The organism is Serratia sp. P2ACOL2 (genome assembly GCF_003691565.1).
GTDB classification, from domain to species: domain Bacteria; phylum Pseudomonadota; class Gammaproteobacteria; order Enterobacterales; family Enterobacteriaceae; genus Serratia; species Serratia liquefaciens.
Map to the genome: position 1 here is coordinate 5060457 of NZ_CP033162.1, position 20241 is coordinate 5080697.

Consider the following 20241-nt stretch of genomic DNA (forward strand, 5'->3'; position numbering starts at 1 on the left):
CTCTCAAGGGATAATTTATTTGTTATGAAAGCCGTCCAGAGTAAATGCGCGATAACACTGGCTGCCGTGACATCTTCGGACCTCGTTGCTTTCCCTGACGAGACCGTTTTCCCAGAGACGAAACGCCGAATGAAAATACGCACGCGTTTTTTCATTGTGCAGCCAACGCAGTTACCCACCTAAGTATTGAACAGGTTTATTTTTTATCCACTAAGCGGCTCTTTTTTTAGCGCTTTATTGTGCGATTTTGGGTCAGATCCCATTTTCTGCCACAAAAGTGCCAATAATTTCTGCAAATTCATCAGGGTGGGAAATGAATGGTGCATGAGCTGCTTTTGCAATGATGATTGATGGCGAGTTTGGCCACTTGGCATCAAGCAGTTCTGCCACCTTACGCGGCACCAAACCGTCCAGATAACCGTAAACCCGCAACAGCGGCAACGGCAGCTTGGCCAGTGGCTGGCGCAAATCGGCCGTTCGCAGTATTTCCAGCCCGCCGTTTAATACCTCAACGCTTGGCATCGGTTGGTTAAGCACCACCGATTTCAGCAGGCGGGCATCTTGCCGCGCGCTTTCCGTTCCCAGCGTCTGCAATGCCAGAAAACGCTCTACGGTACGCTGAAAATCCTGCCCCAGCTGATGCTGGAAACCGCTCAACACCTCCGGACGGATCCCCGGCCAGTCATCCTGAGCGGCAAAGCAGGGTGATGAAGCCACGGTGATCAACCCGCTCACCCGTTGCGGCTGCAACAGCGCAATCTGGCTGGCCACCAGCCCGCCCAGCGACCAGCCCAGCCACCAGGCCTGCGCCGGTGCCGCGGCCATCACGGTTTCCGCCATCTGTTCGAGTGACATAGGGCCAAACCCCTGGCTACGGCCATAGCCCGGCAGGTCGACCAGATGCAGGCGGAAATGCGGCGTCAGCCGCTCAATCATGCAATGCCACACTTCGGCATTCAGCCCCCAGCCGTGGAGCAGCACAAGATCGCGATCGCCTTCACCTATTGTTTGCCAGTACAACGCACTCATCCGTTATTGTCCTTTCATTCTCATCCGTCAGGGAGGACGGTTATGCTATCAATCCAGAGCCGCTGTTGGCTATGCCGACAGTCGCTGCGTCTTTATGGTCAGGGTATCTGCAGCTACTGCCTGCGTCACATGCCCGCCAAACCTTTGTGCTGCCCGCGCTGCGGCCTGCCCGCTGGCGATGCCAGATTGCCCTGTGGCCGCTGCCTGCAACAGCCGCCCCCCTGGCAGGCGCTGGTGTTCGTCAATGACTACGCCGCGCCGCTGCGCCAGTTGATAAAAAAGTTCAAGTTTCAGCACACGCCGGAACTGGCCCCGCTGCTGGCGCGGCTAATCCTGCTGAACTGGCAACAGGCGCATCGAGAGCAATATCTGAACAGACCCGATATCATTTTAGCGGTACCCTTACAGGCAAAACGTTGCTGGCGGCGCGGCTATAATCAGAGCGATCTGCTGGCGCGGCCGCTGGCCCACTGGTTAGGGTGCGATTACCGCCCCGCCGCCCTGAGCCGGGTGCGTAAAACGGCTCCGCAGCAACGGCTATCGGCCCGCGCGCGGCGGCGCAATTTGCGTGGTGCGTTTCGTTGCCATGAAGCCATGGCGGGCCGACACGTCGCGCTGCTGGATGATGTGGTGACGACCGGCAGTACGGTCATGGAAATCGCCAAGTTGTTGCAGCAGCAGGGTGCCGCATCGATCCAGATCTGGTGCGTTTGCCGCACGTTGTAGTACCAGGGCAATGGGCGTATTATAACCTAGTATTAAAGTCAACTATTTGAACTAACGAGCTAATGCCATGATTCGTATAACAGATACTGCACAGGAACACTTTGCCAAACTGCTGGCAAACCAAGAGGAAGGCACCCAAATCCGCGTATTCGTGATCAACCCGGGTACGCCTACGGCCGAATGCGGTGTCTCTTATTGCCCGCCGGACGCCGTTGAAGCGACAGATACCGAGCTGAAGTTCGAAAAGCTGTCCGCCTATATTGACGAGCTGAGCAAACCGTATCTGGAAGATGCCGAAATCGACTTCGTCACCGACCAACTGGGCTCGCAGCTGACGCTGAAAGCGCCAAACGCCAAAATGCGCAAGGTAGACGACAATGCGCCGCTGATGGAGCGTGTTGAATACGTGCTGCAGTCGCAGATCAACCCACAGCTGGCTGGCCACGGCGGCCGTGTGACCCTGATGGAAATCACCGACGATAGCCTGGCTATCCTGCAGTTTGGCGGCGGTTGTAACGGTTGTTCAATGGTCGATGTGACCCTGAAGGAAGGCATCGAGAAAGAGCTGCTGCAGAAGTTCCCTGAACTGAAAGGCGTGCGCGATTTGACCGAGCACCAGCGCGGCGAGCACTCTTACTACTGATACCCTTCTTACTTGAAGTTGCAGCGTTGTTGGCTGCGTGCACTTACCCCAGTCACTTACCTGAGTAAGCTCCTGGGGATGCTCGCACTTGCCGCCTAGCTGCAACTCCAATTAATTTGGGTATCTACCATTTGCATGAGAGCTAAAGTTCTCATGCTCCGTCTTTAATACCACAATGGCTCTCTGTTACCCCACCGAGACCTTGCGCCGCCGCTTGTCCAAATCCTTCAGCAGGCGATTGACCTGCTGATCGGCAAACATCTCCTCCAGCGTTTTGGTCAGTTTTCGCCGCCAGTTTGGGTACTGATCGCTGGTGCCGGGAATATTGACCGGATCCGCCATATCCAACCAGTCTTCCGGCTGCAGACCCAGCAAGGCGCTGGCGCTGTCGGCGACATAGCGCTGCAAACCACGATTAAGCAGCGGGCTCATATTCAACAACGCCGCCTTTTTGCCCACTTTCTGCGGCACACAGCCATAGTGATGTAAGCCATCCAGTAGCCCCTGCTTGGCACGTTCGCGATCGGCGAACAGCTCTTTCAGGATCTCCGCATCCGGATACAACCCCAGCTTGTTGCCGAGCTTCAGATCGCCACTTTGCCAATAGCCGCGCAGCGTCGGCAGGTCGTGCGTGGTGATGGTCGCCATCGCCTGAACCGGATAGGCCTGCGGGGCGCGGAAGTGGTTCTCGCCGTCGCGTTCGAAGTACAGCACCTTGTAGGAATAAACGCCGCTGTCGCGCAACTTGCCGACGATTTCCACCGGAACGGTACCGAGGTCCTCGCCAATCACCATGCAGCGGTGACGTTGACTTTCCAGCGCCAGCACCGCCAGCAGGTCATCGACCGGGTATTTCACGTAGGCGCCGTGAACGGCGGTTTCACCGTAAGGGATCCACCATAAACGCAGTAACGCCATCACATGATCAATACGCAGCGCACCACAGCTGGTCATATTGGCGCGCAGCAGATCGATAAACGGCTGATAGCCGCGCGCCGCCATCACATGCGGATCCATCGGCGGCAGCCCCCAGTTTTGCCCCAGCGGCCCGAGAATGTCCGGCGGTGCGCCAACCGAGGCCTTCAGGCAATACAGCTCGCGTTCGCACCAGGTTTCCGCGCCCCCTTCCGCCACGCCGACCGCCAGATCGCGATACAGGCCAATCGGCATCTGCTGTTGCTGACTTTGGCGGAAACAATCGGCGAACTGACTGGCAGCCAACCACTGCAGCCACAGGTAAAATTGCACCTGTTCTTGCTGCTGCTGACAAAATTGCTTTACCGCAGCGCTATCACCCTGCTGATATTCTTCCGGCCAGGCCGGCCAGCCCCACAGGCTGTCATCCGCAGCCGCAAGATGAGCATGCAGCGCGTCGAATGCCGCCTGCTGATACAAACTTTCGCCGCCGTCGATAACAAACTGCTCGAATGCCTGACGTTGAGAGTCAGCGGCTTTACGCGCCTGGAACAGCGGGAATGCCAGTTGCAACGCCGCCAGCTTAAGCTGCGTCACCTTGCCGTAATCCACCCGATCGCTGGCACGGGCCTCGGCCAACTTTTTTTGCGTTGCCGGTTTCAGCCACCATTGCTGGGCGGCTTCATTGCGCTGGAAATCTTCCACCGCGTTCACGTCAATATAGATGACGTTCAACCAGCGTCGCGACGACGGGCTATACGGGCTGGCGCTTTCCGGGTTAGCCGGGTACAGCGAGTGAATCGGATTCAGCCCGACAAAAGCGCCGCCCCGTTCACCGACCTGCTCCACCATCTGGCGCAAGTCGCCAAAGTCACCGATGCCCCAGTTGCGATCGGAGCGAAGAGTGTAAAGCTGGACGCAAGCGCCCCACAGCTTCTTGCCGGTCAACAAGGCATCCGGTTCGAAGCAGCGTTTCGGCGCCACAATCAACCGGCACTGCCACTGCTGTTCACCCTGTGTCAGCGTCAGTTGATGATAGCCCGTTGGCAATTCAGCCGGCAGGGTGAACGTTTTGCGTGCGCTGGCGCGGCCTTGCTGCCGGCCGCCGTCTTCGCGCAGCAGCGTCCACTGATACTCTCCGCTGCCCGCCAGCGGCAAAGCCACCGGCGCGCCCTGATAAAACACCTTCACCGCTGGCAGCGGCGTCACCGCAGCCTCCTGCGGTGATGCGCTTCGGCCCATGGCGTCCAGCAGCCTGCGCTTGGTGTCTTCAGCGATCGCCTGCTGTTGACCATGGGCGTTAATATAATCGGCAGCGATACCCGCCTGAGCTGCCGCCTGATCGATGACCTTGCGATCCATTCGCTCTCCTTAACGCTTGGCTTGCCAGATACGCTGCTGGTAGTCGCGGATCGAGCGATCCGAGCTGAACATCCCAACGCGTGCGGTGTTAAGAATAGTACGACGCGTCCATTCATCACGGTCACGATAGAGTTCGTCTACCTGCTGTTGAGCTTTACAGTAAGAAGCAAAGTCCGCCAGCACCAAATAGGGGTCGCCGCCTTCCAGCAGGCTGTGCAGCATCATGTCGAAAGCATGCTTGTCACCGTTGCTGAATGCGCCGCTCGCCAATTCGTCCAGAATCGCTTTCAGATGTTTGTCTTTCTTGCGGTAGCTGAGCGGATCGTAGCCTTTCGCCAGCAGCGCCTTCACCTGATCCACGGTATTGCCGAAGATAAAGATGTTGTCTTCGCCCACCTGCTCGGCGATTTCCACGTTAGCGCCATCCAGCGTGCCGACGGTCAGTGCGCCGTTTAACGCCAGCTTCATATTGCCGGTCCCTGAAGCTTCTTTACCGGCTGTGGAGATCTGCTCGGAGATATCCGCGGCCGGGATCATCAGCTCAGCGACAGAAACGCGGTAGTCAGGAATAAACGCCACTTTCAGGCGATCCTTCACCAGCGGATCGTTGTTGATCTTCGCAGCCGCCTGGTTGATCGCATAAATGATGTTTTTCGCCAGGTAATAGCCCGGAGCCGCTTTGGCGCCGAACAGGAACACGCGCGGCACGATATCCAGCTGCGGGTTATCGCGCAGTTGACGATACAGCGACAGGATATGCAGCAGGTTAAGGTGCTGGCGTTTGTATTCGTGCAGGCGCTTGATCTGCACGTCGAAAATCGCGTCCGGGTTCAGTTTCAACCCCATGACGTCGTGCACGTAATTGGCCAATACGACTTTATTATCGCGCTTGATTTGCTGATAACGCTGACGGAACGCCGCGTCATCGGCGTACTTCTCCAACCCCTTCAGCGCGTCAAGATCGTTAGCCCACTCTACCTTCAGCGTTTCGTCAATCAGCCCAGACAACGCCGGGTTACATTGCTTCAGCCAGCGGCGCGGCGTGATACCGTTGGTGACGTTGTGGAATTTGTTCGGCCACAGTTGGTGATATTCCGGGAACAGATCTTTCACCACCAGATCGGAGTGCAATTGCGCCACACCGTTGACCGCAAAGCCGCTGACCACGCACAGGTTAGCCATGCGGACCTGCTTGTTATGGTGTACTGCCAACTTGGCCCACACCGCGTCGTCACCCGGCCAGTGCTTGTCCACCAGCTTTTTGAAGTTGGCGTTGATCTGCTTGATGATGGAGAAGTGGCGCGGCAGCAGGCTGCGTACCAGTTTCTCATCCCAGCACTCCAACGCCTCCGGCATCAGGGTATGGTTGGTGTAGGCGAAGGTCTTGCTGGTGATGGCCCAGGCGGCATCCCACTCCAACTGATGCTCATCCAACAGAATGCGCAGCATTTCCGGAATGGCGATGGTCGGGTGAGTGTCATTAAGCTGGATCACTTCGTACTTCGGCAGATCTTCAATTTTGCGGCCTGCCAGATGGTGCTTACGCAGGATATCCGCCACCGAACAGGCGCACTGGAAGTATTGTTGCATCAGGCGCAGGCGCTTGCCTGCCTGGTGGTTGTCATTCGGATACAGCACCTTGGTCAGCTTGGCCGCTTCAACGCCCAGCTTCTCCGCCTGCAGGAATTTACCGTCGTTGAAATCACTCAGATTAAACGGATGCTGATGCGTCGCCTGCCACAGGCGCAGCGGTTGAGTCACGCCATTGCGGAAGCCCAATACCGGCAGATCCCAGGCCTCGCCGCGCAGGGTAAATGCCGGACGCCACAGTTCACGGCCATCGGCCAATTTCTCCAGTTTCCCGCCGATGCCCACATCCACCGACAGCGCGGCGTTGTGGCGGAACCACGGATAGCTTTCGCGCTGCCAGTTATCCGGCGCTTCCTGCTGCTGGCCGTCGCTAAACGACTGGCGGAACAGCCCGTATTGGTAATTCAACCCGTAGCCGGTGGCCGGTTGTTCCACCGTTGCCATCGAATCCAGGAAACAGGCCGCCAAACGCCCCAGCCCACCATTGCCCAACGCCGGATCGGTTTCCTGCTCCAGCAGATCCGCCAGCTTGATGTCCTGCTCCGCCAATGCCTGCTCGACGGTGTCATACCAGCCCAGGTTAATCAGGTTGTTGGCCGTCAGGCGACCAATCAGAAACTCCATCGAAATGTAGTTCACGTGGCGCAGCGGCTTACTGCTTTTGCGCGGTGCAGGCTGCGCAGCCAACTGCTCGGCCAACGCCGCGCTTACTGCCTCCCACCATTGGTGCTGAGTCATTTGTTGTGCAGAACTGAGGCCAAACTTTTGCCACTGACGGGTCAGTGCCGCCAGGAAAGCATCCTTTTTAAGCGTAGGCTGGGACATAAAGAACTCTCTATCCAGTAAGTGGGTCAAATTAGCGTTATCGTGCCGGGGAGAAAGAGTGAAGGCATCATCCCGCCTGGGGATTAGCTGGGGAGGAGGATTGGGGCGTAGCTAAAATTGTGATCTCAGGCACTTTTTGACTCCCTTGCATCATGCAAAAAAGCCCACCGACGGACGCGGCGAGCACTGAGAACCAGGCGAAAACTTGTTCAATGACGTTAGCACAGTTATCGCAGAGGCTACAGTCGCCTGCGCGCCCATAAATGCTTTCTTGTACCTGCGTCACTCAAGCGCGCTAAAACACCACGGTTCCACAGGGCTTTAGCTGTAAACGTAAAAAAGTGTGATCAATAGCAATATAACTCCAAGCCAATGCGGAACCTTGTTGCAATACGTTTAACGTTGTCAGAAGTTAGGAGGGGGATTAATTACGAGCCATAAAATAATTAACCCTACTCCGATCCCGGCAGGCGTCGCGCTGCGATGAACGCCAACGGGCAGGCCAACGGCTACGGAAACCGCGATTTTCACTCTGGAATACTATGCTGATCCCATCGAAACTGAGCCGTCCGGTACGGCTGCAAAATACCGTGATCCGCGATCGCCTGCTGGCCAAATTAGCCAGCACGGCCAACTATCGCCTGACATTGGTCAATTGCCCTGCGGGATACGGGAAAACGACGCTGGTCGCACAGTGGGCGGCCGGTAAATCAGATCTGGGCTGGTACTCGCTGGATGAAAGTGACAACCAACCCGAGCGCTTCGCCAGCTACCTGATCGCCGCCTTGCAACACGCCAGCGGCGGCCACTGCGTCAAAAGCGAAGCACTGAGTCAAAAGCATCAGTACGCCAGCCTGTCGGCACTGTTCGCCCAGCTGTTTATCGAGCTTTCCGACTGGCATCAGCCACTGTATCTGGTGATTGACGACTACCACCTGATCACCAATGACGTGATTCATGAAGCCATGCGCTTTTTCCTGCGCCACCAGCCGGAAAATCTGACGCTGATCCTGCTGTCCCGCACCTTGCCGCCGTTGGGCATTGCCAATCTGCGCGTGCGTGACCAACTTTTGGAAATGGGCACGCAACAGCTGGCGTTTACCCATCACGAAGCCAAACAGTTCTTTGACTGCCGCCTGACGGCCCCCATGGAACAGCATGACAGCAGCCGGCTGTGCGATGAGGTCGAAGGTTGGGCTACCGCGCTGCAGCTCATTGCGTTATCCGCCCGTCAATCCACTTCTTCCGCCCAGCAGTCGGCCAAACGCCTGGCGGGGCTTAATGCCAGCCACCTGTCGGATTATCTGGTGGACGAAGTGCTGGATCACGTCGATGCCGAGGCGCGCGCCTTCCTGCTGCGTTGTTCGGTGCTGCGTTCCATGAACGATGCGCTGATCGTCCGCCTGACCGGCGAAGACAACGGCCAGCAACGGCTGGAAGAGCTGGAGCGTCAGGGCTTATTTATCCACCGCATGGACGACAGCGGCGAGTGGTTCTGTTTCCACCCGTTATTCGCCACCTTCCTGCGTCAGCGTTGCCAATGGGAATTGGCGCTGGAACTGCCGGGCCTGCACCGGGCCGCCGCCGAAGGTTGGCTGGCGCTGGGGTATCCGGCGGAGGCAATCCACCACGCGCTGGCGGCCAGCGATGTCAGCATGCTGCGCGATATCCTGTTGCAGCATGCCTGGTCGCTGTTCCACCACAGTGAACTGGCCCTGCTGGAAGAGTGTCTGAACGCGCTTCCCTACGAAAAGCTGATCCAAAACCCCAAGCTTGCACTGCTGCAGGCCTGGCTGGCACAAAGCCAGCACCGCTATATCGAAGTGAATACCCTGCTGGAGCGCGCCGAACAGGCAATGCGCGAGCATAAAATTGACGTCGATCGCACCCTGCACGCCGAATTTGATGCCCTGCGCGCCCAGGTGGCGATCAACGCCGGCAAGCCGGAAGAGGCCGAACGCCTGGCCACCGAAGCGCTGAAATTCCTGCCGCTTTCCAGCTATTACAGCCGCATCGTCGCCACCTCGGTCACCGGCGAAGTCCATCACTGCAAGGGCGAACTGGCTCGCGCACTGCCGATGATGCAGCAGACCGAGCAGATGGCCCGACGCCATCAGGCTTACCACTACGCGCTTTGGGCGCTGCTGCAGCAGAGCGAAATTCTGATTGCACAGGGGTTCCTGCAGGCCGCCTACGAAACGCAGGACAAAGCTTTTGAGCTGGTGCGCGAACAGCATCTGGAACAGCTGCCGATGCATGAGTTCCTGCTGCGTATCCGTTCACAAATCCTGTGGTCCTGGTCGCGGCTGGACGAAGCGGAAGACGCCGCCCGCGAAGGCCTGAAAATCCTGGCCAACTATCAGCCTCAACAGCAGCTGCAGTGCATGGCCATGTTGGCCAAGTGCTCGCTGGCGCGTGGCGATCTGGATAACGCCAATGCGCACATGCAACGTTGTGAAGTCCTGCTGCACGGCTCTCAATACCACCGCGACTGGCTGACCAATGCCGACAAACCGCGGGTGATCCACTGGCAGATGACCGGCGACACCGCAGCCGCGGCCCAATGGCTGCGCCAGACCGAAAAACCCGGCATGGCGGACAACCACTTTATGCAAGGCCAGTGGCGCAACATTGCCCGGGTACAGATCATGCTGGGCCAGTATGAAGAGGCCGAAGTGGTGCTCGATGAGCTCAACGACAATGCCCGCCGCCTGCGCCTGGTCAGCGATCTGAACCGTAACCTGTTGCTCAGCAACCAGCTTTACTGGCAGATGGAGCGTAAAAGCGACGCGCAGAAGGTCCTGATGGAGGCGCTTTCACTGGCCAGCCGTACCGGATTTATCAGCCATTTCGTCATTGAAGGCGAAGCGATGGCGCAGCAACTGCGCCAATTGATTCAGCTTAATACGCTGCCGGAGTTGGAAAATCATCGCGCCCAACGTATTCTGCGCGACATCAATCAACATCACCGGCATAAGTTCGCGCATTTTGACGAGAACTTCGTCGATAAGCTGCTAACTCATCCACAGGTACCGGAACTGATCCGCACCAGCCCGCTGACGCAGCGCGAATGGCAGGTTCTGGGGCTGATTTATTCCGGCTACAGCAACGATCAAATTGCCGGCGAACTGGACGTGGCGGCTACCACCATCAAAACCCATATCCGTAACCTGTACCAGAAGTTGGGCGTAGCCCATCGCCAGGAAGCGGTACAGCAGGCGCAGCAACTGCTGAAGATGATGGGGTACGGCGCCTGACGAATACAGAAAGGACTCATCGATTATGGAAGATGTCATTATTGGCAACGCTAAAAAAACTGATGCGGGAGAGGTGGTAAGGCTTATCGCACTGGCGGATAAAGATGCGGTACTGGCCCTGTCTGGCAAAGACGATATCAACGAAGCCCTGTTTCAGTACGAAGTGAACTTCGGCCGCCATGATGTCTATTTTGGCTATAAAAACGTCTTCGTGGCTCGGGACCAGGAAAAAATACTTGGCTGTATCCTGTATTTCAAAGGAGAAGATGAGTCAGGGTTCACAGCCATAACAGAACATCGAGCTGAAATGGAAAATGAATCAGACCCCGATGAAATATATATAGATTCCCTGGCCGTCCTGCCGGAGTGCAGAGGACGAGGGATAGCAAAATCTCTGATAAGCCGTGTTGTTGAGGAAGCCGGGCGACAAGGGCTCAATAAAGTCGGCCTTCTGGCAGACACGAAAAAACCTCATCTGAAAGCACTCTATCGCAAGCTAGGGTTCAAGGTGACGGCGGAGATAGAGCTCCTCAACGATCGCTACGAAAAGATGACGGTCGAAACGGGAGTTTAATGAGTCAGGAAAAGGGCGCCCTTTTCCTGAGATCGTTGATTGAACCCGCCATAACAACCCAGGGTAATCGCCAACGGGGATAACTCCTTCTGGTTTACCCCTGCCCGTAATAAGCAGCAGCGCCGTGTTTACGATTAAAGTGCTTTTCCATCAGATGGCCATCAATACGCCGCAGCTGAGGGTTGATGCCGCAGCTGATCCAGGCCATCTTCGCCACCTCTTCCAGCACCACCGCATTATGTACCGCCTCATCCGGCGTACTTCCCCAACTGAAAGGCCCGTGCTGAAACACGTTAATACCCGGCGTGTACAACGGCTGATGGCAACCCAGCGTTTCGATTATCACCTGCCCGGTGTTCAACTCGTATTCGCCGGCAACTTCTTCCGCCGTCAGGGCACGAGTGCAGGCAATATCCCCGGCAAAATAATCGGCATGGGTAGTGCCAAGCGCCGGTATGGATTTACCGGCCTGTGCCCAGGCGGTGGCATGAGTAGAGTGGGTATGCGCGATACCGCCAATTTGTGCATATTCCCGATACAATGCCAAATGCGTGGGCGTATCGGAGGAAGGCCGTAAATGCCCTTCCACCACCTCTCCCTGCATATTTACCACCACCATATCCTCCGGCTGCATGCTTTCATAAGGCACGCCGCTGGGTTTGATGACCACCCACCCCCGTTCACGATCAATGCCGCTGACGTTGCCCCAGGTATAAGTCACCAGCCCATGCGCAGGCAGGGTCATATTCGCGGCATAGACCCGCTGTTTCAGTTGTTCCAGCATACTAAGCTCCTATAGCCAACCCTGCCCTTGCCATACGTTCAGTCACCCAGGCTTTCGCCGCCCTCACCTCCTGTAACGGGTCGGTCGCAGTTTCGCTCCACATCTCAATCAGATAGGGCCCGCGGTAGCCACTGTGCAATAAGGTACGAAAACAACGTTCAAAATCGACCACCCCTTCGCCAAAGGCTACGTTTTTAAACTCGCCCGGACGGGTATCTTTTACATGTACCGCCACGATATGTCCGCGACCGGCCACCAGTTCCATCTGCACGTCGTTGTCCCAGGCCGACAGGTTGCCAATATCCGGATACAGCTGAAACCACGGGTTGTTCAGGTAATGGGCGTAGCCCAGCGCCTTGCTGATCGAGTTCATCAACGGGTAATCCATAATTTCCATCGCCAGCGTCACCTGGGCACGGCTGGCCATCTCCACCGCCTGTTTCAAACCGTCGCGGAACCTCTCGCGCGTGTTGTCATTGGCCTGCTGGTAGTAAACGTCATAACCCGCCAATTGAATCACCCGGATACCGAGATCCTGCGCCAGCCGGATGGCTTTTTGCATAATCAGCAGCCCCTGGTTGCGCACCCCATCATCCTCGCTGCCTAAAGGAAACCGACGGTGGGCGCTCAGGCACAGTGAAGGCACGCGTACGCCGCTGGTCGCAACGGCTTGTACCAGCGCCAGGCGCTGCTCGCTGCTCCAGTCCAGCCGTGCCTGACGGCTGTCGCTCTCATCTATCGACATCTCTACGAAATCAAATCCCAGTTCACCCGCCAGTTGCAGACGCGTCAGCCAGTCCTCTCCCGCCGGCAGTGCCTTTTCGTAGATGCCCAACGGGACGGCCTTTTGCAACATAGCCATGATTTACCCCCACAGTTGAGCAATAGCGCGCTTGAACTCACGTGCCGCTGCCACCGGATCCGCAGCATCGCGAATGCTGCGCCCGGCGATGAACACATGAATGGGAATGCCCTGGAACAGCGGCAGATCGCTCAACGCCAGCCCACCGGTGACGGTCACCTTGAAGCCCATATCGGCAAGGCGCCGAATAGCGGCGATATCTTCATCGCTCCAGGCCACACCGGCAGCCTGTGCATCGCGGCTGCGGTGATAAACCACCTGCTGCACGCCCGCCTGACGCCACGCCAACGCTTGTTCCCAGGTCCAAAAACCGGTCAGTTCGATCTGCACGTCGCCATCGAACTCTTTCGCCACCGCCAGCGCACCTTTGGTGGTATTGATATCGGCGCAACAAATCACGGTGATCCAGTCCGCATGCGCCTCAAAGCACATGCGCGCCAGGATCTGACCCGCATCGGCAATTTTAGCGTCCGCCAATACGATGCGATCCGGGTACAAGGCTTTCAGGTCGCGCACGGCACGCACCCCTTCAGCCACGCACAAAATGGTGCCCACTTCGATGATGTCGACTTCGTCGGCGATCAGCCGTGTCGTACGATAGGCATCGTCCATTGACTGGTTATCCAGCGCCACCTGCAGCATAGGTAAATGTCGGGTCATCATGCTCTCCTGGTTAATGCGTAGCCGCTGCCGCGGATGTTTGATTGATTAAATCCAGCACCTCAACCACCGTGCGGCACGCACGCACGCGATCAAAATTGGCTTCGTCTTCAAACAGGTTTACCACCTGCAGAATGCCAACTTCCTGATGCGTACGGCTGTCCACCGCAGCCAGGGTGATCAAGATATCGATCGGGTCGTTATCCTCATCGCCAAAGCACACTGGCGTTTTCAACGTGACCAAAGCAAAACCGGTTTTCAGTACCCCTTCTTCCGGACGACCGTGCGGCATCGCCAGCCCCGGAGCCAATACAAAATAGGGGCCGTGTCGTTCAACGCCGGCGAGGATGGCGTTGAAATAGCGGGGTTCCACCACCTCGGCGGCGACCAACAGATCGACGCCCAATTTCACCGCCTGCTGCCAATCGGTGGCTTCCGCCTGCAGCAGGACTGATTTGTTCTGTGCCAGTGAATCACTCAGTTTCATGGCCGTTCCCTCACTGGCTCAGGTCTTTGGGGAAATGCGCGCCAATCACTTCCATCAACTTGGGGCCAAAGTCGGTCGCAGAAAGCATATTGCGCACGCCAACCACATACTTGTTGCCGCTGACGACAATCTCATCCGCCACATGGGTCGACGCGACAATGATGTCAGCGCCGCCCAGTTCGGATTTGTACTCCCCGACCGCACAGCTGTTCACCGTATGATTAACGCCCTGCTGGGTAAGGAATTGACCGACTTTCATTTTCATGATCATCGAGCTGCCTTGTCCGCAGCCGCATACCGCCAAAATTCGTACTGTCATGGTGCTCTCCCGTTACTGTGAGGCCGTTTCAGCCAGCTGTTTTTCCGCATCTTCTTCCGCGCGCAGGGCGCGCCCGGCGAAGAACATGTAAAGCAGTGCAATCACAATCACCACCCCCATAAACCACAGGCCCAGGCTCAGGCCCTGCATCAATGGCGGTGCCAGAATCGACCAGTCCGCCATGCCCATCCAGGCGCTCAGGCCGGTCAGCTTGACGGCCCAGACGCAGCCGAAGATCTCAATCATGCCCATCACCAGGCAGATTTTCATGGCGGCACGCCAGCCGCCGAAATGATTGGCAAACACGCCGATAGTGGCGTTAGAGAAAAACATCGGAATAAAACCGGGAATGATCATGATGGAGGAGCCGAGCGCCAGCAGTACCGCCACCGCAATCAATTGGCCAATGGTGCCCCACATAAAGCCCCAGACCACGGCATTCGGTGCGAAGCTATAAATGGCGGCGCAGTCAATCGCCAGCACCGCGCCGGGGATCAGCCGTTGAGAAATGCCATTGAAGGCTTCCGTCAGCTCGGCCACAAACATGCGCACGCCCTGAACAATGATGAAAATCGCCACCGCAAACATCAGCCCGGTTTGCAGAATGTAAATCGTCCAGTGCGTTTTCCCGGCCATGACCTGCAGCGTGTCCAGGCCAAATGAGCAGAGAATGATGCCGAAAAACAGCGTCATGACGATGGCGGTGGAGACGATATTGTCGTGGAAAATATTCAACCAGCCCGGCAGTTTCAATGCTTCCACGCTGTCTTCTTTTTTGCCCAGATAAGGGGCGATTTTATAGGCCACCCATGAGGCGAACTGCTGCTGGTGGCCAATAGAAAAGCCACTGTTTTCGGTTACTGCCTGCGTCGGCTTGAACATCATGTTGGAGGTTATCCCCCAATACAGCGAGGCCAACAGCGCGCTGCACAATACGGTGGTCCACATCCCGTAGCCCATGATGTAGAAAAATACGGCCAACAACCCAACCTGTTGAAACATGATATGACCGGTGAGCATGATGGTGCGGATACCGGTAATGCGCCGCAGCAGGACATAGAGGGTATTGAGTGCCAGCGCCAGCAGCACCGCATATCCGACCCAGCTGTAGGCGTCCCCCATACGCTCAATGGCGGCCATCATTGAGGCGTAGGTATCAGAAATGGCCCCGTTGATGCCGTACACCTCCGACAGCTTCGCCACCACCGGTTTGAAGGTGCTGGTCAAAATGCCGGAACCGGCTTGCAGCAACATAAAGCCGATAATTGTCTTGATGGTGCCTTTGATGATCACTGCCGCGCTTTTACGCAGCAGCACATAGCCAAGCAGCGTGACTAACCCCAGCAGCAGCGGGGCGTTAGTCATCACCTGATTAAAAAAAACGGTGAAAATGGTGTAAAGGGTGTCCATCTGGCTCTCCTGGTAGCGTTTGCATGCTTGTTGCGCATTGGCGGACGCCACCAGCACCAAACCAGGCGTCGCAGTCACGCAGGAACAGCCTCACCATACCAATCACCAAGAATCACAAAAAGATTATAAATGATTATTTGTGAACAACCTCGCAAGATATAAAACAATTCTATGTTGATTCAACGCCCTAAGATTCACCCCGCTGATTACCCATTGAATTAAATTACCTTTTACGCATTTTCAATCCATGACCTGCAGATTACCCGATGACAAGCCAAACGCTTTACTGCATTGCCAGCATAAAAAAACGGTGCTAGATTCAGTCAAAATCGATCACATTAAATCTTTAAATGATTAAATGTGATTATTTAAAACACTGAACTGCAAATGATGAGGGGTTAACCATGAGCAAAGTCGCAACGATTACGCGCGAATCCTGGATACTGAACACCTTCCCTGAATGGGGAACCTGGCTGAATGAAGAAATTGAACGCGAGCAGGTCGCGCCAGGCACTTTCGCCATGTGGTGGCTGGGATGCACCGGCATCTGGCTGAAGTCGGAGGAAAGCGCAAACCTGTGCGTTGATTTCTGGTGCGGTACCGGCAAACAAAGCCATAGCAACCCATTGATGAAAAACGGCCACCAGATGCAACGCATGGCCGGAGTGAAAAAATTACAACCCAACCTGCGCACCACCCCCTTTGTGCTCGATCCTTTTGCGATCAAGGACATTGATGCCGTCCTGGCCACCCACGATCACAACGATCACATCGACGTGAACGTCGCCGCCGCCGTGATGCAGAACTGCGCGGCTTCGGTGCCTTTTATCGGGCCGCAAAGCTGCGTGGACATCTGGATCGGCTGGGGGGTACCACGCGAACGCTGCATCACGGTAAAACCGGGGGACGTAATCAAAATCAAGGATGTGGAAATCCACGCGCTGGATGCTTTTGATCGCACAGCCTTGATCACGCTGCCGGTGGAACAAAAAGCCGCGGGCGTGCTGCCGGACGGCATGAACGAGCGAGCGGTGAATTATCTGTTCAAAACACCGGGCGGCAACTTGTACCACAGCGGTGACTCGCACTATTCCAACTACTACGCCAAACACGGTAATGATCATCAGATCGACGTGGCGCTGGGTTCCTACGGCGAGAACCCACGTGGCGTCACCGACAAAATGACCAGCGCCGACATTCTGCGCATGGCGGAATCATTGAACGCCAAACTGGTGATCCCGTTCCATCACGACATATGGTCTAATTTCCAGGCGGACCCACAGGAAATCCGCATGCTTTGGGAAATGAAAAAGGATCGGCTCCAATACGGATTCAAGCCTTTTATCTGGCAGGTTGGCGGCAAATTTACCTGGCCGCTGGATAAAGATAATCTGGAATACCACTACCCACGCGGTTTTGAAGACTGTTTCACCCTTGAACCCGATTTGCCTTTCAAATCCTTCCTGTAACCAGGCTATGGGGCATTTTGATGTCATACCTATGCGCACTTTTGAACAGCAATGATTCAAATCGTCAGAAGGTGCGCATATAATCAAAAAAAGTGTCCCCACTCCCTGATGGAGCCTGCATGACTGAGTCCCAACGCCATAATGCCATTCTCGATCTCTTACAGCATAAGGGGCAGATCTCCGTAGCGGACGTGATTACGGCATTTGAAATATCCCCCGCCACCGCGCGCCGCGATATCAACAAACTGAATGAAATCGGTAAACTGCGTAAGGTTCGCAATGGCGCAGAAGCCACCAGTACCCCTCGCGCAGCATGGACGCCACTCAATATCCACCAGGCCCAGCATCTGGACGAAAAAATGCGTATTGCCAAAGCGGCAGCGCAACTGTGCCAGCCGGGCGAAAGCGTAGTGATTAACTGTGGCTCGACCGCTTTCCTGCTGGGGCGTGAGATGTGCGGTAAAGACGTGCAGGTGATCACCAACTACCTGCCGTTGGCCAACTACTTGATCGAACAAGAGCACGACAGCGTAGTGATCATGGGTGGCCAGTACAATAAAACTCAGTCCATCACCCTGGCACCGCAGGACGGCGACGCTTCTCTGTATGCCGGCCACTGGATGTTCACCAGCGGTATCGGCCTGACCGCCGACGGCTTGTACAAAACCGATATGCTGACCGCCATGGCCGAACAGAAGATGCTGAACTATGTCGGTAAACTGGTGGTGCTGGTCGATAGCAGCAAGATTGGTCAGCGCGCAGGCATGCTGTTCAGCCGCACCGAGCAAATCGACATGGTGATCACTGGCCGTGACGCATCTCCAGCTATCGTTGAGCAGCTTCGCCTGCAAGGTGTTGAAGTACAACTGGTGTAATAAACCACAATTTTCATCTGGTCTTAATTGCCGCGAAATTGACTACAATGGCGGCATATTCTTATTACGAGGCAGTTGGCAGTTATGGAACAGTTTGAAGCGATCAACGTTGAGCAGGCGCACAGCCGTTGGAAAGACGACAGCGCCGCGCTGGTCGACATCCGCGATCCCCAGAGTTTTGAAGCCGGGCACACGCCAGGCGCCTTCCACCTGACCAACGCCAGCCTGCAGACCTTTATGCAGCAAAACGACTTTGATCGTCCGGTGATGGTGATGTGCTACCACGGCAACAGCAGCCGCAGCGCGGCGCAATACCTGCTGCATCAGGGGTTTGACGCGGTGTACAGCATTGACGGCGGCTTCGAGGCCTGGGCACGCCAATATCCTCAGGACGTTGAAACCTCCGCATAATCCTCCCCCCGCCGTCTGCGGCGGGTTCCTTTTTCGCGCTTTTAGTGAGTGTTTTTGCGGGTTTTTCGCAGATCTGCTGCCTGCGCTCAGGATTTCGACGGTATAATCGGCCGTCAACGCCATCGGGGTAAACCGGCGGCTAAAATCATTCACTTAGACGGAAAAGCCATGGTTAGAGTAATCGCCGTATCCAACCCCCGCCTGGCGCAGGCCTTTGTCGACTATATGGCGACGCAGGGCATCGAGCTACGGGTGCACAACAGCGGCGAAGCGGCAGAGATCTGGCTGGCTGACGACAGCCATCTGGAGCAGGTACAACATGAGCTGCAGCAGTTTCTGATCGATCCACTCAACAGCCGCTACCGGGCTGCCAGTTGGCAGGCCGGCAAGACCGACGCCGAGCTGCACTACCAGGGCTATTCTTATCTGCACACCTTGCGCAGCAAGGCCGGCCCGCTGACGCTGAGCGTGATGGCGCTGTGCATTGTGGTCTATATCCTGATGCAGATACTGGGCGACGACGCGGTAATGTACTGGCTGTCCTGGCCGCAGAACAGCGAGCAGTACACGCAACTGTGGCGCTGGGTCAGCCATGCTTTCCTGCATTTCTCGCTGCTGCACATCACCTTTAACCTGATGTGGTGGTGGTATCTCGGCGGCCCGATGGAAAAACGCCTCGGCGCCGGCAAGCTGTTCGTGCTGGCGGTGGTCTCGGCCTTTTTCAGTGGTTGGGCGCAGTCGCTGTTCAGCGGTGCCTTGTTCGGTGGCCTGTCCGGCGTAGTCTATGCGCTGATGGGTTACTGTTGGCTTAGCGGCGAACGTGCACCGGAACGCGGTCTGATGCTGCCACGCGGCCTGATGGTGTTTTCGGTTCTGTGGCTGGTGGCCGGATATTTCGATATTTTAGGAATGTCGATCGCTAACGCGGCACACGTAGCCGGTTTAGTGTTAGGGTTATTGATGGCATTTTGGGACACGCGTCATCGCGCGCACAACGAACAATAACAGCCAGGTACAAGCCGGGCGTTTTAGGGGATTATCGTGAAGCAAACACAGCGTCATGACGCAATTATCGAGCTGGTGCGCCTGCAGGGGTATGTCAGCACGGAAGAACTGGTCGAACATTTTGACGTCAGCCCGCAAACGATTCGCCGTGATTTGAATGACCTGGCCGATCAGAACAAAATCCAACGTCACCACGGTGGCGCCGCGCTGCCCTCCAGCTCGGTGAACGCCGCGTATAACGATCGTAAAGTGATGTGGTCGGAACAGAAAGCGCGTATTGCCCAACGCGTCGCCAGCCAAATCCCGGACGGTGCCACGCTGTTTATCGACATCGGCACCACGCCGGAAGCGGTCGCCCATGCACTGATGAACCACAAGAACCTGCGCGTGGTGACCAATAACCTGAACGTCGCCACCCTGCTGACCGCCAAAGAAGATTTCCGTTTGATCCTGGCCGGTGGTGAAGTGCGCACCCGCGATGGCGGCATCATGGGCGAGGCCACGCTGGACTTTATCTCCCAGTTCCGTCTCGATTACGGCATTCTCGGTATCAGCGGCATCGATATGGACGGCTCGCTGCTCGAATTCGATTATCACGAAGTGCGCACCAAACGCGCAATTATCGAAAACTCACGCTGCGTGATGCTGGTGACCGACCACTCCAAATTCGGCCGTAACGCGATGGTCAACCTCGGTAACATGAACCTGATCGACTATCTGTTTACCGACCAACTGCCACCGCCAAGCGTGATGAAAATCATCGAGCAGTACGACGTACAGCTCGAACTGTGCTAAGCCCTCTCCGTCACGTTTAACCCTGCGGTACCGCTTTTACCTCCGTTATTCCTGCCGTTTTCTCCGGGGTTCAGCCTGCTGGCCCCGGTCATTGCCATCCGAAATACCCCTTCTTTTTGTATACCTACTATCACCAAACTGTTACCTCTATCACGCCTAAATGTTTTTGTTTGGTTAAGTCTTGGCTTGTTTGTTGGTTTTTGATTACAATCATGAGCGAAAACGAACATGAAAGAGCTATTT

The 20241-nt window shown here is 56.2% G+C and carries 18 protein-coding genes; 9 read left to right on the plus strand and 9 right to left on the minus strand.

All coding sequences use genetic code 11. From position 1 onward, the window contains the following. Positions 1–252: 252 nt before the first annotated feature. Positions 253–1029 carry a pimeloyl-ACP methyl ester esterase BioH gene (gene bioH, locus EBA31_RS24355; protein WP_122080396.1) on the minus strand — a complete coding sequence of 259 codons (777 nt, stop codon included), beginning with the start codon at positions 1027–1029 and terminating at the stop codon, positions 253–255. Positions 1030–1071: 42 nt separating this feature from the next. On the opposite strand from bioH, the gene gntX reads away from it, so the two are divergent. Further along, positions 1072–1755, plus strand: a complete 684-nt coding sequence (gene gntX, locus EBA31_RS24360) for a DNA utilization protein GntX (protein WP_046372467.1) — start codon at positions 1072–1074, stop codon at positions 1753–1755. 67 nt (positions 1756–1822) lie between these two features. Then, entirely contained in the window at positions 1823–2398 is a 576-nt protein-coding gene (nfuA, locus tag EBA31_RS24365) for a Fe-S biogenesis protein NfuA (RefSeq protein ID WP_006328556.1), read from the plus strand. Positions 2399–2584: 186 nt separating this feature from the next. On the opposite strand, the gene malQ is transcribed toward nfuA, so the two are convergent. Both malQ and malP read right to left on the minus strand, forming a co-directional pair. Next, positions 2585–4675 carry a 4-alpha-glucanotransferase gene (malQ, locus tag EBA31_RS24370; RefSeq protein ID WP_122080397.1) on the minus strand — a complete coding sequence of 697 codons (2091 nt, stop codon included), beginning with the start codon at positions 4673–4675 and terminating at the stop codon, positions 2585–2587. Between the two features lie 9 nt (positions 4676–4684). Next, a complete protein-coding gene (gene malP, locus EBA31_RS24375) occupies positions 4685–7090 on the minus strand; it encodes a maltodextrin phosphorylase (RefSeq protein ID WP_122080398.1) in 2406 nt (801 codons plus the stop codon). Positions 7091–7632: 542 nt separating this feature from the next. Here malP and malT point away from each other — a divergent pair. Together malT and EBA31_RS24390 are read left to right on the plus strand one after the other, a co-directional pair. Then, positions 7633–10347: an HTH-type transcriptional regulator MalT gene (gene malT / locus EBA31_RS24385; RefSeq protein WP_122080399.1), complete on the plus strand. Its 2715-nt coding sequence runs from the start codon at positions 7633–7635 to the stop codon at positions 10345–10347. Positions 10348–10372: 25 nt separating this feature from the next. Continuing rightward, a complete protein-coding gene (locus EBA31_RS24390; RefSeq protein ID WP_020837372.1) occupies positions 10373–10921 on the plus strand; it encodes a GNAT family N-acetyltransferase in 549 nt (182 codons plus the stop codon). A 94-nt stretch (positions 10922–11015) separates the two neighbouring features. On the opposite strand, the gene EBA31_RS24395 is transcribed toward EBA31_RS24390, so the two are convergent. The 6 genes from EBA31_RS24395 to ulaA are packed head-to-tail and all read right to left on the minus strand — an operon-like array spanning position 11016 to position 15443. Beyond that, entirely contained in the window at positions 11016–11702 is a 687-nt protein-coding gene (locus EBA31_RS24395; RefSeq protein WP_122080687.1) for an L-ribulose-5-phosphate 4-epimerase, read from the minus strand. A gap of 4 nt (positions 11703–11706) precedes the next feature. After that, positions 11707–12561, minus strand: coding sequence for an L-ribulose-5-phosphate 3-epimerase (locus EBA31_RS24400; RefSeq protein WP_046374948.1), 855 nt, complete (start codon positions 12559–12561; stop codon positions 11707–11709). A gap of 9 nt (positions 12562–12570) precedes the next feature. Beyond that, positions 12571–13227: a 3-keto-L-gulonate-6-phosphate decarboxylase UlaD gene (locus EBA31_RS24405; protein ID WP_116691638.1), complete on the minus strand. Its 657-nt coding sequence runs from the start codon at positions 13225–13227 to the stop codon at positions 12571–12573. A 13-nt stretch (positions 13228–13240) separates the two neighbouring features. Beyond that, positions 13241–13714, minus strand: a complete 474-nt coding sequence (gene ulaC / locus EBA31_RS24410) for a PTS ascorbate transporter subunit IIA (RefSeq protein ID WP_122080400.1) — start codon at positions 13712–13714, stop codon at positions 13241–13243. A 10-nt stretch (positions 13715–13724) separates the two neighbouring features. After that, complete coding sequence (ulaB, locus tag EBA31_RS24415) at positions 13725–14033, minus strand: PTS ascorbate transporter subunit IIB (RefSeq protein ID WP_046372462.1); 309 nt, start codon at positions 14031–14033, stop codon at positions 13725–13727. Between the two features lie 12 nt (positions 14034–14045). After that, positions 14046–15443: a PTS ascorbate transporter subunit IIC gene (ulaA, locus tag EBA31_RS24420; protein ID WP_046372461.1), complete on the minus strand. Its 1398-nt coding sequence runs from the start codon at positions 15441–15443 to the stop codon at positions 14046–14048. 404 nt (positions 15444–15847) lie between these two features. Between ulaA and ulaG the strand changes: the two genes are divergently transcribed. The 5 genes from ulaG (at position 15848) to EBA31_RS24445 (ending at position 19998) form a co-directional block, all read left to right on the plus strand. Next, on the plus strand, positions 15848–16912 hold the full coding sequence (ulaG, locus tag EBA31_RS24425; RefSeq protein ID WP_122080401.1) for an L-ascorbate 6-phosphate lactonase: 1065 nt from the start codon (positions 15848–15850) through the stop codon (positions 16910–16912). Between the two features lie 119 nt (positions 16913–17031). After that, positions 17032–17787, plus strand: coding sequence for an HTH-type transcriptional regulator UlaR (gene ulaR / locus EBA31_RS24430; protein WP_046372459.1), 756 nt, complete (start codon positions 17032–17034; stop codon positions 17785–17787). Between the two features lie 84 nt (positions 17788–17871). Beyond that, positions 17872–18198 (plus strand): thiosulfate sulfurtransferase GlpE, encoded by a 327-nt coding sequence (gene glpE / locus EBA31_RS24435; protein ID WP_020837374.1) that lies wholly within the window; start codon positions 17872–17874, stop codon positions 18196–18198. Positions 18199–18366: 168 nt separating this feature from the next. Continuing rightward, a complete protein-coding gene (gene glpG / locus EBA31_RS24440; RefSeq protein ID WP_020837376.1) occupies positions 18367–19203 on the plus strand; it encodes a rhomboid family intramembrane serine protease GlpG in 837 nt (278 codons plus the stop codon). 36 nt (positions 19204–19239) lie between these two features. Continuing rightward, entirely contained in the window at positions 19240–19998 is a 759-nt protein-coding gene (locus tag EBA31_RS24445; protein WP_020837378.1) for a DeoR/GlpR family transcriptional regulator, read from the plus strand. The last annotated feature ends 243 nt before the right edge of the window (positions 19999–20241 follow it).

Coding starts and splice junctions, on each gene's coding strand:
- bioH (WP_122080396.1), bottom strand. CDS start 1,029: ATGAGTGCGTTGTACTGGCAAACAATAGGTGAAGGCGATCGCGATCTT.
- gntX (WP_046372467.1), top strand. CDS start 1,072: ATGCTATCAATCCAGAGCCGCTGTTGGCTATGCCGACAGTCGCTGCGT.
- nfuA (WP_006328556.1), top strand. CDS start 1,823: ATGATTCGTATAACAGATACTGCACAGGAACACTTTGCCAAACTGCTG.
- malQ (WP_122080397.1), bottom strand. CDS start 4,675: ATGGATCGCAAGGTCATCGATCAGGCGGCAGCTCAGGCGGGTATCGCT.
- malP (WP_122080398.1), bottom strand. CDS start 7,090: ATGTCCCAGCCTACGCTTAAAAAGGATGCTTTCCTGGCGGCACTGACC.
- malT (WP_122080399.1), top strand. CDS start 7,633: ATGCTGATCCCATCGAAACTGAGCCGTCCGGTACGGCTGCAAAATACC.
- EBA31_RS24390 (WP_020837372.1), top strand. CDS start 10,373: ATGGAAGATGTCATTATTGGCAACGCTAAAAAAACTGATGCGGGAGAG.
- EBA31_RS24400 (WP_046374948.1), bottom strand. CDS start 12,561: ATGTTGCAAAAGGCCGTCCCGTTGGGCATCTACGAAAAGGCACTGCCG.
- EBA31_RS24405 (WP_116691638.1), bottom strand. CDS start 13,227: ATGACCCGACATTTACCTATGCTGCAGGTGGCGCTGGATAACCAGTCA.
- ulaC (WP_122080400.1), bottom strand. CDS start 13,714: ATGAAACTGAGTGATTCACTGGCACAGAACAAATCAGTCCTGCTGCAG.
- ulaB (WP_046372462.1), bottom strand. CDS start 14,033: ATGACAGTACGAATTTTGGCGGTATGCGGCTGCGGACAAGGCAGCTCG.
- ulaA (WP_046372461.1), bottom strand. CDS start 15,443: ATGGACACCCTTTACACCATTTTCACCGTTTTTTTTAATCAGGTGATG.
- ulaG (WP_122080401.1), top strand. CDS start 15,848: ATGAGCAAAGTCGCAACGATTACGCGCGAATCCTGGATACTGAACACC.
- ulaR (WP_046372459.1), top strand. CDS start 17,032: ATGACTGAGTCCCAACGCCATAATGCCATTCTCGATCTCTTACAGCAT.
- glpE (WP_020837374.1), top strand. CDS start 17,872: ATGGAACAGTTTGAAGCGATCAACGTTGAGCAGGCGCACAGCCGTTGG.
- glpG (WP_020837376.1), top strand. CDS start 18,367: ATGGTTAGAGTAATCGCCGTATCCAACCCCCGCCTGGCGCAGGCCTTT.